The sequence below is a fragment of the Tissierella sp. genome (assembly GCF_031460495.1).
In the GTDB taxonomy this organism is placed as follows: Bacteria; Bacillota; Clostridia; order Tissierellales; family Tissierellaceae; genus JAVKTS01.
Window position 1 is genome coordinate 131,877 of the sequence record NZ_JAVKTS010000006.1, and the last position, 15,954, is coordinate 147,830.

General features: G+C 33.0%; 13 protein-coding genes and 1 other annotated feature. Of the genes, 1 reads left to right on the forward strand and 12 read right to left on the reverse strand.

Annotation, left to right across the window (positions count from 1 at the left end; all coding sequences use genetic code 11):
* Positions 1 to 3: 3 nt before the first annotated feature.
* From RIN63_RS13555 to RIN63_RS13575, 5 genes are all read right to left on the reverse strand, one after another.
* Positions 4 to 771 (reverse strand): TatD family hydrolase, encoded by a 768-nt coding sequence (locus tag RIN63_RS13555; RefSeq protein ID WP_310445279.1) that lies wholly within the window; start codon positions 769 to 771, stop codon positions 4 to 6.
* A gap of 15 nt (positions 772 to 786) precedes the next feature.
* Positions 787 to 2,751 carry a methionine--tRNA ligase gene (gene metG, locus RIN63_RS13560; protein WP_310445280.1) on the reverse strand — a complete coding sequence of 655 codons (1,965 nt, stop codon included), beginning with the start codon at positions 2,749 to 2,751 and terminating at the stop codon, positions 787 to 789.
* A 53-nt stretch (positions 2,752 to 2,804) separates the two neighbouring features.
* Positions 2,805 to 3,037: a binding site (T-box leader), on the reverse strand.
* Positions 3,038 to 3,120: 83 nt separating this feature from the next.
* Positions 3,121 to 3,693 carry a DUF5317 domain-containing protein gene (locus tag RIN63_RS13565; RefSeq protein WP_310445281.1) on the reverse strand — a complete coding sequence of 191 codons (573 nt, stop codon included), beginning with the start codon at positions 3,691 to 3,693 and terminating at the stop codon, positions 3,121 to 3,123.
* A gap of 11 nt (positions 3,694 to 3,704) precedes the next feature.
* Positions 3,705 to 4,946, reverse strand: coding sequence for an HD-GYP domain-containing protein (locus RIN63_RS13570; RefSeq protein ID WP_310445282.1), 1,242 nt, complete (start codon positions 4,944 to 4,946; stop codon positions 3,705 to 3,707).
* Positions 4,947 to 5,175: 229 nt separating this feature from the next.
* Positions 5,176 to 5,790, reverse strand: coding sequence for a hypothetical protein (locus RIN63_RS13575; protein WP_310445283.1), 615 nt, complete (start codon positions 5,788 to 5,790; stop codon positions 5,176 to 5,178).
* A gap of 275 nt (positions 5,791 to 6,065) precedes the next feature.
* Here RIN63_RS13575 and RIN63_RS13580 point away from each other — a divergent pair, with 275 nt between their 5' ends.
* On the forward strand, positions 6,066 to 7,097 hold the full coding sequence (locus tag RIN63_RS13580) for a 3D domain-containing protein (protein WP_310445284.1): 1,032 nt from the start codon (positions 6,066 to 6,068) through the stop codon (positions 7,095 to 7,097).
* A gap of 39 nt (positions 7,098 to 7,136) precedes the next feature.
* Here RIN63_RS13580 and RIN63_RS13585 read toward each other — a convergent pair whose 3' ends face one another.
* The 7 genes from RIN63_RS13585 to RIN63_RS13615 form a co-directional block, all read right to left on the reverse strand.
* The gene (locus RIN63_RS13585; protein WP_310445285.1) at positions 7,137 to 9,746 is read right to left on the reverse strand and encodes an HD domain-containing phosphohydrolase; all 2,610 of its coding nucleotides are present in this window, start codon (positions 9,744 to 9,746) and stop codon (positions 7,137 to 7,139) included.
* A 34-nt stretch (positions 9,747 to 9,780) separates the two neighbouring features.
* Positions 9,781 to 11,622 (reverse strand): ATP-binding protein, encoded by a 1,842-nt coding sequence (locus RIN63_RS13590; RefSeq protein ID WP_310445286.1) that lies wholly within the window; start codon positions 11,620 to 11,622, stop codon positions 9,781 to 9,783.
* A gap of 231 nt (positions 11,623 to 11,853) precedes the next feature.
* Positions 11,854 to 12,840: a DNA double-strand break repair nuclease NurA gene (locus RIN63_RS13595; RefSeq protein ID WP_310445287.1), complete on the reverse strand. Its 987-nt coding sequence runs from the start codon at positions 12,838 to 12,840 to the stop codon at positions 11,854 to 11,856.
* 37 nt (positions 12,841 to 12,877) lie between these two features.
* Positions 12,878 to 13,711, reverse strand: a complete 834-nt coding sequence (rsmI, locus tag RIN63_RS13600; protein ID WP_310445288.1) for a 16S rRNA (cytidine(1402)-2'-O)-methyltransferase — start codon at positions 13,709 to 13,711, stop codon at positions 12,878 to 12,880.
* A gap of 249 nt (positions 13,712 to 13,960) precedes the next feature.
* A complete protein-coding gene (locus tag RIN63_RS13605) occupies positions 13,961 to 14,689 on the reverse strand; it encodes a tRNA1(Val) (adenine(37)-N6)-methyltransferase (protein WP_310445289.1) in 729 nt (242 codons plus the stop codon).
* 116 nt (positions 14,690 to 14,805) lie between these two features.
* Entirely contained in the window at positions 14,806 to 14,973 is a 168-nt protein-coding gene (locus tag RIN63_RS13610) for a 4Fe-4S binding protein (protein WP_310445290.1), read from the reverse strand.
* Between the two features lie 96 nt (positions 14,974 to 15,069).
* The gene (locus RIN63_RS13615) at positions 15,070 to 15,954 is read right to left on the reverse strand and encodes a stage 0 sporulation family protein (RefSeq protein ID WP_310445291.1); all 885 of its coding nucleotides are present in this window, start codon (positions 15,952 to 15,954) and stop codon (positions 15,070 to 15,072) included.

Below are 15,954 nucleotides of genomic sequence, written 5' to 3' on the forward strand. Positions count from 1 at the left end.
TCCCTAAATAATCCCAAATAATTTTTTAGTGTTTCTATTAGTTGCTTCTCCTAGTTCTTCAATAGTTATTCCTCTTATTTCTGCTATGGTTTCTGCCACATATTTTACAAATATAGGCTCATTTCTTTTCCCTCTATATGGAACAGGTGTAAGATAAGGGCAGTCTGTTTCTATGAGTAATTTATCCAAGGGGACTGCTTTTGCAACTTCTTTGGCTACCTTTGCATTGTTAAATGTAACAGGCCCTCCTAATGATATATAAAACCCTAACTTTATATATTCTAAAGCCATTTCTACACTACCAGAATAGCAGTGCAACACTCCTCTTAAGCTTCCATCTTGGGCTTCTTTTAGTATGTCAAAAGTCTCCTGATTTGCCTCTCTAGTATGAATAACTACCGGCAAGTCTACTTCCTTTGCTAACTTTAGTTGCTCTTTAAACCATTTCCTTTGTACATCTCTCGGGGAATTATCATAATGGAAATCAAGGCCTATCTCCCCAATGGCAACTACTTTCTCTCTTTTTGCAAAGGATTTTAATATTTCTATAGTAGAGTAATCCATTTCCTTTGCAGAATGAGGATGAACTCCTATTGCTGCATAAATATTGTCATATTTTTCAGCCAAAGATACAGAGGCAATGCTAGTCTGTAGATCAGCTCCAATATTTATCACTAATTCTACTCCATTACCCTTTAAGTTTTTAATTATCATTTCCCTGTCATTATCAAATCTTCTATCATCAAGATGTGCATGGCTATCTATAATCATTTTTTTGTTTCTCCTTTATGATATTGTTGCTCCTGATTGTAAATCTTCTAAAGTAGATACTAAGCTTAATTTTCCTGAACTATCCTCTGCAGCTAATACCATTCCTTTGGACTCTATTCCTCTTAATTTTACTGGTTTTAGATTGGTAATGACTACTACCTTTTTGCCTACTAAATCCTCTGGTGAGTAGTATTCTTTTATGCCTGATACTACTTGACGCTGCTCTTCACCTAATTTTAATTGTAATACATATAGTTTATCTGCCTTTGGATGGTTCTCACAGGAAATAACTTCTGCAACCTTTAATTTTATCTTATCGAAATCATCTATTGTGATTTCCTCTACTTTTTCTTCTACTATTTCTTTTACATCTTCCACTTTTTCAGCCTTCTTTCCTTTACTTCTTTTATCTATTAAAGCTTGATTTGCATCATTTAATTTAATTAATTCCTTTTCTACCTCAAGTCTTGGGAATATTATTGCTCCTCTGCTTACCCTTGTGCCTACTTTTATGCCTCCCCAAGCTTTGGAATCTTCCCAAGAGATGTCTCCACTTAAGCCAAGTTGATTTCTTATTTCTTCAGAAGTTTTACTCATAAACGGTTTAATTAGTATAGATACTATCCTTAAGGACTCTGTCAAATTATATAGTACAGTGTCTAATCTTTCTTTATTATCTTCTTTTGCTAATACCCATGGCATAGTTTCATCAATATATTTATTTGTTCTTCTAATTAACTTCCAAATTTCTTCTAAGGCGTTGGAGAAATTTAGTTTATCCATATATTGTTCTACCTTATTAGCTACATTTATACCTACTTCTTTTAAGGAATCATCAAATTCTCCTTCTTTAACAGGAGCAGGAATTATACCTTCATTATATTTTTCAACCATGGTAACAGTTCTACTAACTAGATTACCAAGATCATTGGCTAAATCTGAATTTAATCTTTGTAAGAATTTTTCCCTTGTAAATGAGCCATCTTGACCGAAGGAAAATTCTCTTAGCAAGAAATATTTAAATGAATCTATTCCATATAATTCAATGATTGGCTCAGGGTATATTACATTACCCTTTGATTTTGACATTTTATCATCATCGAATAATATCCATCCATGACCAAACACCCTCTTTGGTAATTCTATATCCATTGCCATCAAAAGTGCTGGCCAGATTATGGTATGGAATCTTACTATTTCTTTACCTACTAAATGCACATCAGCAGGCCAGAATTCCTTGAATTTTTCTTCATTGTCAGTTCCATAGCCAAGAGCTGTAAGATAGCAGGATAATGCATCTATCCATACATATACTACATGGGATGGATCAAAGGGTACCTTTATTCCCCAATCAAAACTAGTCCTTGATACACATAAATCCTCTAGTCCATCCTTTAGGAAATTATTTACCATTTCATTCTTTCTTGATTCAGGCAAAATAAAGTTTGGATTGTCCTCATATAATTTTAATAGTTTATCCCTATAGTTTGAAAGTCTAAAGAAATATGCTTCTTCCTCTGCAAGATGAACTTCTCTGCCGCAATCTGGACATTTGCCATCTACAAGCTGAGATTCTGACCAAAATGCTTCACATGGAGTGCAATAATGGCCTTTGTATTTGGATTTGTAGATTTCTCCCTTTTCATATAACTTTGTAAATATATCCTGTACAGATTTTTCATGATGTGAATCTGTGGATCTGATAAATACATCATAGTCTATCTCCAAGGTACTCCATAGTGATTTAATATCTGCCACTATATTATCTACATAGGCCTTTGGTGTTACACCATTTTCCTTAGCTTTCTCTTGGATTTTTTGACCATGTTCATCTGACCCTGTAACAAAGAATACATCATATCCTTGCAATTGCTTAAATTTCTTGATGACATCTGCAGCAACTGTAGTATAAGTATGCCCGATGTGCAGATTGTCTGATGGATAATAAATTGGTGTTGTTAAATAATATTTTTTCATCATAAAACCTCCTTTTAAAATTTCCCTCAGTGAAATAAATAAAACCTTCGTCTCTATATAGAGACGAAGGTTAGCTTCGCGGTACCACTCTAATTTATCTAAATCTCTCGATTTAAAACTCACTAGGTTTATTAAACCTTGCAGTGTAACGGCTGCTTCCGTCACAGTCTAAAATATTCGACTGTAAAGCTCCGGGGCCATCTTCGGAATAATCTTAATCGCTGGCTTTCACCTATCCCAGCTCTCTTTAGAATAATCTTAATCCTACTCTTCCCTTCCACTCTTTAAATTTAATTTGTAGTCTAATATAACTTTTAGTATATCTTTTCTTATTTAATATATTATTATACTCTAAGTATTATCTTTAGTCAACTAAAGAACTGCATCTATTTTTTTCTTAACCATAGATTCCTGAAAGAATAAATAAACTCCTATCATCAAGAGAATATCTCCCAGACTTATTATCCTTGCCAAAGGATAAGGTCTTGGTAATAAAATTACATCAGCTAAATAAACAAATTTAGTATCTTCTGAGATTATAGAATGTTTTATATCAAAAGGTTTGTCTGGCATCTCTTCTGTATAATGTTCATATCCCTTAGCTCCTTTAAAAGATACAGGCATTTTGCCACCATTGGCAAAGATGACTATGAAATTTAACACCATTCCAATAAGAATAAATTTCATAAAGTTCTTTTTAATATTTAAAATAACCCCTATTATCATAAGTAAATAGGTGAATAAATGTATGTAAAAAAAGTATTTATCAAAAAATTCTGTTCCTAATATAAGATTTTTGCCCTTTAACCAAGATATCGATCCTTGAATTAAAGCTGCAATAAGAAATAGATACCATCCCTTTATATGCATTTCTCCAATATTCCTTATTTTCCCTTTTCTAAGTATGGCTACAATAAATCCAAGAACAATAGATTCTATAAACAATAAGATCACTCCTACTCATTTAGCATATCTACAAACTTTTCTGCAAGAGCTGGATGGAATTGAGTTCCAGCATTATTGATTATCTCTTGTAAGGCCTCTTCCTTGTTCAATGCTTCTCGATATGGCCTGTCTGAAGTCATGGCATCGTAGGAATCAGCTATGGCAAGTATGCAAGCTTCTATTGGTATATCATCACCAGATATGCCTTCAGGATATCCTTTGCCATCATATCTTTCGTGATGGTACATAATAATACCAGAAATCTTTTTTAAAAAATCAACCTTACTTATGATTTCAGCACCTATACTTGAATGTTTCATGATCTCTTCATACTCTAGTTTTGTTAATTTTGCAGACTTATTTAAAATATTATCATTTACACCTATTTTCCCAATATCATGTAAAATTGCAGCATTTTTAACATTTTGAATCTTCACATAGGATAGACCATAAGCCTCTGCTAACCTAGTGGCATACTTCTCTACTCTAGAGGCATGTCCAGATGTATAAGGGTCTTTGGCCTCCATTACAGAATTAAAAGCTTGTATGGTAGATAGATATAGATTCCTTGTCTCCATATATAGTTTAAAAGTATATCTTGCTAATAACAATGGACCAAAGAATAGTATGACTGCACCATAGCCATAGCTAATAAAAGCTAAAGCTATAATAATGCCTATGGTCCCTACCCCTATTATGCTACCTATTATTCCATATATATTAGAAAACCAAATCTTGGTGAATTTTTGATTGTTCAATAAAGCAATTAACTTTGATATTATTACAGTGTTAAAGATTGTACCTAAGACTACTATTAAAATTGTTAGAAATAATGAAAATCCTCCTATCTTCCCTCCAGCACCTAAATATATTAAGCCCATAGCAGATGTTACAATAATACTTTGGGATACATTAAATATTGTAATATAATAGGGTGTATTTAACAGATGAGTATAACCATATTTTGGAACCCTTGGACACCTAAATAATAATCCTATAAAAGATGCCGTAGTTCCCAATAAAGGTCCTCCTACAATAATAGATGCAAGGTTAATAGCAGAGCCTACAGAAACCCCTGTAGAATCGTTAGGTAACATTATTAATAAGGACTCAACAATAATGGTAAGCACTGTCCAAAATAATAGCATTTTTATATCTGTAATTGTAAAATTTCGAATTAAGAAACCATAAGTTATAATTGCTAATATAAAAAGTACTCCAATATATATATATGTTTTTCTATCTGGCTTCAAATACAACTCATCTCCTTATATATCTTATACCGGTTAATAAATCAGTACTATCTAACCCAAGTTAAATTCGCTCCAGCGGATAACGCTAAAGCTAGAATGCTAAGTAAAACTGTTAGAATTCTTTTCATGGAATATAGCCCCCTTTTTGGATACTATGCTGATTCGCTATTACAGCACGCTATATTCGCTTCGCTATTATATTAATAAATTTATTAGCCGGTATTGATATCTATTTTGATACATAACGATTAATTGCGTCCAAAGATGCCTCTACAACTGCTTCCTTATAATCAGACCCAACTAAAGAAGAACCACAAATTCTTTGCTCACTACCATTGTGAACAGCCATGATGATGACAATTACCACTTGTTCTGTTGATACATTGACAGTTTTTATATCTTCTAGTATAAAAGCATCCTCATATCCATAAGCATCTTCAACAGTCTTTAATGTAATATCTACTAACATTCTATCTATATTTCTACTAGTATTTATTCCATTTATTGAGTTCTCAAAGATATCCCTATGGTTGTCCAAAGATACTTTAACTGTAGCCCTTTGGCCATTTTTCTCGTGGGACACAGACACTATTTTAAGTCTGCTTTCAGCCCTTTTAAGGCTATCATCTTGTATCTCTGCTATACTTATTTTCTTATGGTCTATTTGGATATTATATGTAGCTATGAGAACGGATTGGATATCCCTAACTAATTGTTTTGCAGATCTGCCTCCATTTGAAACAATATGAATTTCATTAAAAGCTTCATTCTCTCCTAAAATGATCTTGCAGGTAACTACCGAATCTAATTTTTCAATTGTTTGTTCAATTATCTCTATATTCATATTATCCCCCTGGATACATATTTATTATAGCCTATATAAAATTGTTAAATTTTCTCAATCATATTTTCAATTCTATCACTAATATATCTGCCTTACAACATAAAACTAGAAAGATAGAAATAAATAGTTGTGAATGAATAATTTTCCAATTTATGGTCCATCCTATAAATTATAGCAAGAAATTTTCAGAAGATTCCGGGTATTGTAGCAAAAATTTGACAAATCTAGAATTATTGAATACAATACAATAATAGTTAAATTATGGGAGGTATATTATGGAAAAAAACATAGTCAATAAGACTTGGAAACTCATAGTCTTGACTGCCCTCGCTATAGCTATGACTGTATCTTTAGGGGTTTTTATGTACCAAAGTGATGCTAATAGTATCACTTTAGAAATGGAAGATGAAGTGATAAAGCTAACTTCAAATTCTGACACAGTGGAAGATCTTCTTGAAGAAGAAGACATTCCTTTTAAAGAAGGGGCTTATATTAATCTTGCCCTGGACACTGAACTAGAAGAAAATATGAACATAATTATAAAAAATCCTAAGGCATATACTATTTCATCAGGTGAAGTTGCTATTGAGATAAATTCAATTCACAATACGATAGCTGAAATCCTAGATGAACAAGGTGTAGTCTTAGGGGATAAAGATTTCACTTATCCAACATTAGACACAAAGATTTCTAGTGGTGAAAGTATTCAACTATTTAAGGTTAGGGAGGTGGTTGAAACCGTTGAGAATTCTATTCCTTTTGAAAGCATTGTAAAGAAGAACAATAAATTAGATATAGGTAATGTTAATCTTGTTCAAGAAGGTAAGGATGGCCTTTTGAAGACCTATTATAAAAAGGAATATATCAATGGTGAACTAAGTTCCACTGAAATAGTAAATGAAGAAGTGTTGATTGAGCCTATTTCTAATATTGTAGAAAAAGGTACAAAGGATTTAATTGTTACTTCTAGAGGTGATACTAGTTATAGAAAAGCTATAACTATGTCAGCTACTGCTTATGATTTATCCTATGAAAGCACTGGAAAAAAACCCGGTGATAAACATTTTGGTCTCACAGCCTCCGGTACAATGGCTAGACCAGGTGTAGTTGCAGTAGACCCTAAAGTAATACCCCTCGGGACAAAGCTTTATATTCAAAGTCTCGATGGTACTAAAGATTATGGTTTCGCTATAGCAGAAGATACAGGAGGAGCAATCAAAGGAAATAAGATTGATTTATTCTTTGAATCTTCAGAGAGAGTTTATAAATTTGGAAGAAGAAAAGTAAAGGTTTATATATTAAAGTAAATATTTACTATTCATAAAAAGGTTAGACTCCTGAGGAGTCTAACCTTTTTTATCTTCTTTCCATTCACATCCTAAAATTTTCTCTACAAATATCTTTGTTAGACCTGGATCAAATTGAGTTCCAGCATTTTTTATGAATTCAGCTACTATTTCGTCTTCTGATAAGGCTTTCTTATAAGGCCTTTCACATGCCATTGCATCATATGAATCCGCTATGGCAATTATTCTGGATATAAGGGGTATCTTTTCCCCTTTTAATCCTCTAGGATAGCCTGTCCCATCATACCTTTCATGGTGAGCTAAGGTGTATTCTGCTATTCTTGTCATTTCACTTACGGTAGAAAGTATTCTATAGCCAATCTCTGGATGTTTCTTTATCTCTTCCCATTCCTCTTCATTTAAACGACCAGGTTTATTTAAGATAGCTTCACTAATGGCTATCTTTCCTATATCGTGAAGTAAACCTACCTTTTCTAATTCTTTTATTTCATCTTCTTTCAATCCTAAATGAATGCCCATTTCTTGGCAGATCTTGGCTACCCTGGTGGAGTGTTCTTCCTCTCTCCTGTTTTTTTCATACAGTGCTTTTATTATGGTTTCTATGGTCTTACTCCTCATGCTAGGTCCCTCAAACAACTTATTAGAATACATATTGTCCTCAGCTTTTTTTAGTATCTCTGAAATATTGACATCTTTATCATTTTTTGTCCCTAATCCATAGGATACAGATATTTCCATACTTGAAAGTTTACTGTCTGAGAATCTCTTACCTGAGCCTAAACTTTTAATTCTAGCTATAACTCCTTCTGCTTTACTTTCATTAGTCTTAGACAGTACAATGACAAATTCATCTCCACTAATTCTTGATATTAAATCATTAACTCTACATCCTTCTCTCAGAATACTTGCAACACTTATAAGGAGTTCGTCTCCGAAATGATGTCCAAAAGAATCATTAATAAGCTTTAGTCCATTTACATCTGCCATTATAATGGAAATAGGCAGGTTTTCTTCTATGTCTATCCTTTTAAGTTCATCTTCAAAGTATCTTCTATTATATAGACCTGTAAGTTGGTCGTGATAGGACAAATAACTTAGTTTATCTTGTAACTTTTTCCCCTCAGTTATATTTCTCCTTACAGCCATTACTTCATTTTCATTGATTTTTGATATCCTAATTTCATAATGTCTGTAGCCTTTAAGTTTGTTTAGTCCATATTCAAGGGTTTCTAGGATATTATTTTTCAGCACATTTCTAATTTTAATTTCCATAGAATCTATAATATCCTTAGGAAAAATATCTTTTATGTTTTTCCCTAAGTTATTCTCTCTAACCAGGTATAAGTCAATATCCGCTGTTGCTTGTATGTCCGTCAATATGCCTTCCTTATTAATAGTAAATAAAATATCAGGAAGTGCACGAATCATTGCCTTGTTCCTCTCTAAGGCTTTCTTTAGCCCTTCTTCAGATTCAATAATTCTTTCATATTGCTGTCTTAACTCATGTCCCATTGCTGTTAACTGATTATAGGAAGCTTCTAGTTCTGTATTTTGTGCCATTATTTCTTCTGTATCTTGTTCTGTTTGTTCAAATAACTCTTGGGTCTTATTTAATGTTAAGTTGATGGAATTTCTAAGCTCTAGGAATGGATCTACCTCATTTATAGGTAGTCTATAGCCCATATTATTTTCCAAATTAATATTTATAATATCATTATCTAATTTCGTTAAAGGTAGAATAATATGTTTCCTTTGAAAATAGCTAAAAGACATAAATATAATTATGGCAATCCCTAATGCGATAAAAAACATTCGCACCAAATCGCTATTGTCCCCTCTGAACTCTTCTCGAGACATAAAATTGCCAATAACCCAATCTGTTCCTTCTACTGGTTGATATGATAAATATCCTTCAACTTCGTCAAATTTTGTTTCTATATGACCAGAAGTACCTCCCATTAGTTCTTTATTTATTCCATTACTTATGGAGCTTATATTGACTATTTCCGATTCAGAAGTATATTTATACTTAGGATGAGCCAATATGTTTCCAGCACTATCTATTAAGAATGAATAGCCTAATCCTTTAATTGTAGTGTCCTCAACTATGGTGATTATATTTTCTATGTTAATATCAGTAGCAACAACACCTTTGAGGGAATTATCGTGACCATATACTGGCATGGATATGGCAATAATTAGCTTGTTGTCTAGGGCATTAGTATAAACCTCAGAAATAATTAATTTATTGTCCTGAACCGCTTTTACATACCAGGTTCTAGTCCTTAGATCAAAGTCACTAGGAGGATCCCAATCATCATTGATAATCAATTTATTGTTTATATCTCCATAATAAATAGACCTTAGGGTATTGTTGCTTTTTACAAGTCTTGTAAAGTAGTCTACAGCCTCTTCTTCCGTCCATTTATTAGTAGAAATAAAGTTTGCAGCTGCAATGGTAAATTGGCTATGATATTTTATCCTTTCATTAATCTGCCTAGCTAAGCTCTCCCTGGATTTGATTATATTTGACTGCTTGTCCTTAGTGATGACATCATTCAAATAAGCATGCTGTATGGTTAGTCCTATAAGCACACTAAGAGTTAACAGTATCCCAAACAAATGGAATTTCTTCCGAATAATATTCATATTATGCACCTCGACAATTTGGTAAATTTTCAAACTATTTTGACATGTTGTATCTATACCCAAAAATTGTCTCTTGCCTACTCAATAATCCTTTATTTACCATTTGTTTTAATCTATTTTCCAAATTATCTAATGTGAAGGTAATGCCAGCTTCCTTTTCAATATCCATTATGATATGAATTAAGTCCGTATCATTTATAGGAAGCTTTGCTAGAATTATTTTCATGAATTTTTCATCATCTTCTTTTCCTTTGTTTTTCAGTTCATCAAAGGGATTTTCCGTATGTGGACTGGAGCTAGTGGCAGCTCTAATTCTAGCAAATATTGTTCTTCCCATGGAGGCTGATGAAATGAATACATCTCCTGTCCTTAGATAAGGTAATCTTCTGGTTTCTTCCATTGTAAGGTCTGTTTCTTCCTTTATAGTCTGTATATCAGATGCTCTAACAGTTCTAAATATAAATTTAGTATTTAGCTGAGCAGTAATAGTTTCATCTAATAATGTAGGTCTTTGTGTGGCAAGTATTAAAAATGCTCCATATTTTCTACCTTCTTGGGATATTTCCTTTAATATGGATTTAGAAGGGGAATCATATCCCTTTGGCGCAAAGTTGTGAGCTTCATCTGTGACTACTATAAATGGTGGAAAATATTCTGCAGTAGTCTTTTTATATAAAGCATCCTTATAATCTCTTCTCTTGTGATAAAGATTGTTTAATAAATAAGTACTAAATACTTGAAGAATCCTAGTATTACCCTGGATGACCATTAGCTTGCCCCTTTGAAGTCCTTCTTCAATTTCTCGAATATCCTTTGAAAATATACCTTCGTTGTCCAATCTCTTCAATCTCCACATTATTCCCTTTACTGAATTATATGGGCAAGTTTTATCATATTTCTGATAAACTTCCTTTCTTCTTTCCCAGGCCTTTCTTTCTTCCTCTGTATCTGCATAATTAATCCTATTATCTATTCTCTCAGCAGATCCTTCTTCTTGGGCTTCTGTAAGCATCTGTAACCTACTGTAGAAACTATAGAAAGAATCCTTTCTCTTAAACAGTACATCGACTACATTATTCATGGCATCGGTCAAAGTGGAAGCTGCATCTAATAAGTTTTTCAAATCTTGGGCAGCTAGATCTTCAAATTTTACTCCCACATGAAATCCTACTTGAAGACATTTGAATTTATCTTCAAAATCCACTGTATCTACCGGTAAATAGGCCGCTTTTTCACTAAAATCCATCTCAAAATGGGGATCTAACACTATTGTAGGAATATCTTGCTGCATTAATTCTTCCAACAGTACTCTTAGACCAAAGGATTTTCCTGAACCAGAACCACCAAATACTCCTATATGAGGATAATGGTGCATGGATTTTATATCTAATATATAGGGAATTTCCCTTTGAGGGCATAGACCCTTTTCTTCAAAAGTATATAATAAATTCTTGTACTCTTCATCCATACCTACTGCCATATCATCTGTATTTCTAATAACTCCTAGAATTAATCCATCTTCTTTTTTGGTTTTTATCATCAAATCCTTTACTTCACGAAACTCAGGTAATCTAATATCTGAACCCGTTTGTACGGGATATAGTGCTTCATTAAGTAGTCTTACCTTAGCCACATAGATGGTTTCCTCGTCAATATTGTATCCTAGAGACTTTAATGACTCCAAAACAGATCCATCTACAAAGTCTCCTGATATATTTAAAGGAATATATCTATTGAAAGTTTTCGCCTCAACAACTTCTCCTAGCAAATCATTTTGATAAGGGTCCTCTATTATTAAAAATTCATTTATTCTAAAGTTTCTAGTCTTTGATCCTATAAATACTTCCTGTTGACTGGTAATACCAACTACTTTCATTTAATCACAACCTTTCACCTAAAACTTTTTAATATCTTTTGAGGTTGATATGAGAGATAAGGGGCTACATATGAGAGCTTTGATGTAATTATCACACTAAAGAAAAAAATTGGGAGAGTTGCACTGTTTGAGCGAAGCGAGTTTGCAACTCTATTTTTTTCTGTGTGTTGATAATTCTCAAAGCTTGAATCGTAGAACCGTTCTCACATATCAACCGGACCCAAGTATAATTTAGTTCCTCTTAGCTCTTTCCGAAATGAAAAATCTTTCGTATATGTCTCTGTCCATATATCTCTCCATTAAGCCTTTCATCATGGCATTTGATATTAGAACTTCTTTATCTACTATGTCTAACCACAGAGGAACTCCACGACTGTTTTCTGGTGTTAAGGTAAATACTAGTCTACCCATTTCTTCTAAGCTGTCTTTTTGGCTATCTATAATATCCATTCCTATGACACTAGGGGCTAATGATGACCTCATAAATACTGAAGAATATCCTGCTTCCTTCTTTTTATTAGCCTCATCTTTGATTACTATCATTTCTCCATAATCAAGCTGACCAAAAAGTATTTCTCTATCATAGGAATCTATCTTCAACTTAGAATCCACCTCACCTAATTTATCTCCAATTATTGAAGTTTTTATATCCTTAATAACTCCAACTAATAAAATCCCATGTTTCTCGCATTTCTCTCTTAGCTTCATCCACAGCTCGTAGGAATATATATAATACCTTATGAGAGAACCATCCATTAAAATAGCATAGGGCTTATATTTCTCCACACTCTCCAAGGCAACCTCTACTTCTATACTGGCTAGAGCCTTGTTTTTCTTTTCAGCGATGATTTTTTCATCTTCTTCTAGTATGTTTTTTTCTTCATCTTCCATTATTGGGGAATATACATAGGATTTAAATATAGGCTCATTATGAGAGATAGTTGATTTTGCTAAACCTTGAAACATTTCAATAAAATGAGGATAAGATCCTCCCATTTTATTTGTAGAGCCATCTACGCCTACAATTCCACCCTTTGACTCATAAAGAGCCAAATGTCTATTTTCAAGCTTTGTCATGGGAATAATAGTACCAATATGCTCTTCTATAAAAGACCTAAGTTGATTTTTGTTTAAAGAAAATACATCACTATACTTGTCCTGTATTAGTTTATTCAAGTTTGATATTTTTTCTTTAAGTTCATTATGTATATTGTACATGAAATTCCCACCCCCTGTTTTTATTAGTGAATAACTATTAACTATCTTTTAACCTAAGGCTTTCTTTATATGCTAAATTCTTAGGTATATTGTGTTCTTCTGAGATCTTTTTTACTGCTTCCTTTTTTGTAAAACCTTCTTCTATATATTTTCTTAACATCACTTCAATATTTATTTCTTCTACTACTATTTCCTCTGAATTTCCTTCTATTACAATTACAAATTCCCCTTTTACACCAGAATCCTTAAATTTTTCTAAGGCTTGAGATGATGTGCCACGGAAGGTTTCTTCATATTTCTTTGTTAGTTCCCTGGAAATTGAAATCTCTCTGTCCTCTAAGATATTTATCATATCTTCTAACAAATCCATTAGTCTATGAGGGGATTCGTATATTATTGTTGTATATTTATATTCCTTAATTCTTTCAAGTTCTTTGATTCTCTCCCTTTTCTTTGAGGATAAAAAGCCTTCAAAGATAAATTTATCAGTTGATAATCCAGAAATAACTAAGGCTGTGATAGAAGCTGTAGCACCTGGTAATGGGACTACATCTATACCTTCATCAATTGCTTGTCTTATAAGCTCTTGACCTGGGTCTGATATGCCTGGCATTCCTGCATCTGTGACTAGGGCAATACTTTGACCTAGATTCATCTTTTCTATTAACTCAAAGCCTTTTTCTCTAATATTATGTTCATGATATGATGTCAATGGCTTTTTGATCTCAAAATGATTTAGCAGCTTGATTGTATGCCTAGTATCCTCTGCTGCAATTAAATCCACTTCTCCCAGTATTCTTATGGTTCTAAGAGTCATATCCTCCAAATTACCTATGGGAGTTGGGCATATATATAATTTTCCTCTATCCATTTTATTTCTCCTTACATTCTTAGTGGGACAGCAGTATTACTGTCCCTCTTTATTTTGACAAATTGTAAAAGCACTCGTTTCACTTCAAGATTTGATACCTTCAACAAGTCATTTAAAAACAGGAAACTAATGGAACGCTCCGCTAAAAACCCTAGTTTCCAAAACAGTTTTTAAATTTCCTTGGAAGGTATAGCAAATCTTTCAGAGGTACTCCCACACTTTTACTATTTGTCTATTGCAAGTGGGACACTACTCCCGTCCCTCTGTCCCGTATATCTTATATATTTCATCTGTATATTTCCCATCTTCCTTATATACTATCAAGGGATCATAAAACTTTAAATCAGGTTTACCATCTTTTACTGCTTCAATTAATATTAGATTTGGTTTCTTATTTATCTTAGGTTGAACAAATCTTATGTATTTTGGTTCAATTTTATATTTTCTTAATGTATAAATTATATCGACTAATCTATCTGGTCTATGTACCATGTAAAATCTTCCTAATGGCTTTAGTAAGTACTCTGAAACTTCAACTATATCCTCTAGGGTACAGCTTATTTCATGTCGTGATAAGGCAAAGTTTTCCTCTGAATTGATTAATGCTCCTCCTGATTTCATATATGGTGGATTAGTTATAATAGTATCTATGGTATTTTTCTTAAATTTAGTTGGTAAATCCTTTAAATCCATATTTAATATAGAAATTTTGTCCTTCAGATTATTTAACTCTATGGATCTTCTAGCCATATCAGCAACTTCTTCTTGAATTTCTATACCATAGATTATATCCACATTATCCTTTTCACATAGCCTCAGTGGAATAATTCCAGTACCTGTGCCTAAGTCTACTACTGTACCCTTAGGCTTAGCAAATTGAGACAAAAATATGGCATCGGTACCATAGGAAAATCTTTCTCTATTTTGTATTATCTTTAAATCACTTCCCGGAACTATATCTATTCTTTCATTCATCATACATTTTACCTCTTCATATTTTCTGAATTTTTAATAAGTTTAGTTTTTGGTGCCAGGCACCAAAAACTAAACTTATTGGTTGCAAAAAAGACCCTAGTGGGTCTTCTTTTTAAGTACTATTCTGGTTTAGGTGCGTCTACTGGACAAACATTTGCACAAGCACCACAATCAATACATTTGTCAGGATCTATAACATAGATATCTCCTGCTGATATGGCATCAACTGGACATTCTGGTTGACAAGCGCCACAAGCGATACAATCTTCATGAATTCTATATGCCATTTTTTTCACCTCCCCATGAATTAAAGATTAATACGATTTCATTCTAACAGATTTGTAACAATATTAAAAGATATTTTAAACATATTTGTCTACTTCTTAATCTTCCAAATCTTTCACATCTACTACTTCCTCTGTCGAATCTACTATTCTCTCATAAGAAGGGTCTATTTCTCCTGTATTGGTGATGTCTTTGACTAAATAATAGATTAAATCATCAGTATTATCCTTTAGTCTCACCTTTACTTTTACTTTTTCTAATAATGTATAAGTCTCAACTACAATTCCCTTTCCTTCTGGAGTCAATACTATGGCACCTACTTGAGGCATCCCTTTTAATAACTCTTCATAGACTGAATGTTCATATTTTAAGCAGCACATAAGTCGTCCGCAAAGGCCCGATATTTTTGTTGGATTCAAGGATAAGGATTGTTCCTTTGCCATTTTTATAGATACTGGTTCGAATTCTCCTAAGAATTGACCACAGCATACAGTTTTACCACATGGCCCTATGCCGCCTATCATCTTAGCTTCATCTCTTACTCCTATTTGCCTAAGCTCTATTCTGGTCTTAAATATAGCAGCCAAGTCCTTGACTAATTCTCTGAAATCAACTCTTCCATCTGCTGTAAAATAGAATATTACCTTGTTATTATCAAAAGTATATTCAACATCTACAAGTTTCATAGATAGATTATGTTCTTCTACCTTTTGTTTGCACAACTCTATTGCCTCGGCAGCCTTCTTTTTATTCTCTCTATGAATATCAAAATCCTCATCTAAGGCTACTCTCAGGACTTTTTTCAAGGGTGCCACTATTTCTTCCTCAGTTACTTCCTTTGGTCCTACTACTACATGTCCAAATTCAATTCCCCTAGCCGTCTCCACTACTACAAAATCATTAAATTTAACATCTATTTCATCAGGATCAAAGTAATATATCTTACCTGCCTTCTTAAATCTTACTCCTACAACCTTTATCAT

Coding starts and splice junctions, on each gene's coding strand:
- RIN63_RS13555 (WP_310445279.1), bottom strand. CDS start 771: ATGATTATAGATAGCCATGCACATCTTGATGATAGAAGATTTGATAAT.
- metG (WP_310445280.1), bottom strand. CDS start 2,751: ATGATGAAAAAATATTATTTAACAACACCAATTTATTATCCATCAGAC.
- RIN63_RS13575 (WP_310445283.1), bottom strand. CDS start 5,790: ATGAATATAGAGATAATTGAACAAACAATTGAAAAATTAGATTCGGTA.
- RIN63_RS13580 (WP_310445284.1), top strand. CDS start 6,066: ATGGAAAAAAACATAGTCAATAAGACTTGGAAACTCATAGTCTTGACT.
- RIN63_RS13585 (WP_310445285.1), bottom strand. CDS start 9,746: ATGAATATTATTCGGAAGAAATTCCATTTGTTTGGGATACTGTTAACT.
- RIN63_RS13590 (WP_310445286.1), bottom strand. CDS start 11,622: ATGAAAGTAGTTGGTATTACCAGTCAACAGGAAGTATTTATAGGATCA.
- RIN63_RS13595 (WP_310445287.1), bottom strand. CDS start 12,840: ATGTACAATATACATAATGAACTTAAAGAAAAAATATCAAACTTGAAT.
- rsmI (WP_310445288.1), bottom strand. CDS start 13,711: ATGGATAGAGGAAAATTATATATATGCCCAACTCCCATAGGTAATTTG.
- RIN63_RS13605 (WP_310445289.1), bottom strand. CDS start 14,689: ATGATGAATGAAAGAATAGATATAGTTCCGGGAAGTGATTTAAAGATA.
- RIN63_RS13610 (WP_310445290.1), bottom strand. CDS start 14,973: ATGGCATATAGAATTCATGAAGATTGTATCGCTTGTGGCGCTTGTCAA.
- RIN63_RS13615 (WP_310445291.1), bottom strand. CDS start 15,954: ATGATAAAGGTTGTAGGAGTAAGATTTAAGAAGGCAGGTAAGATATAT.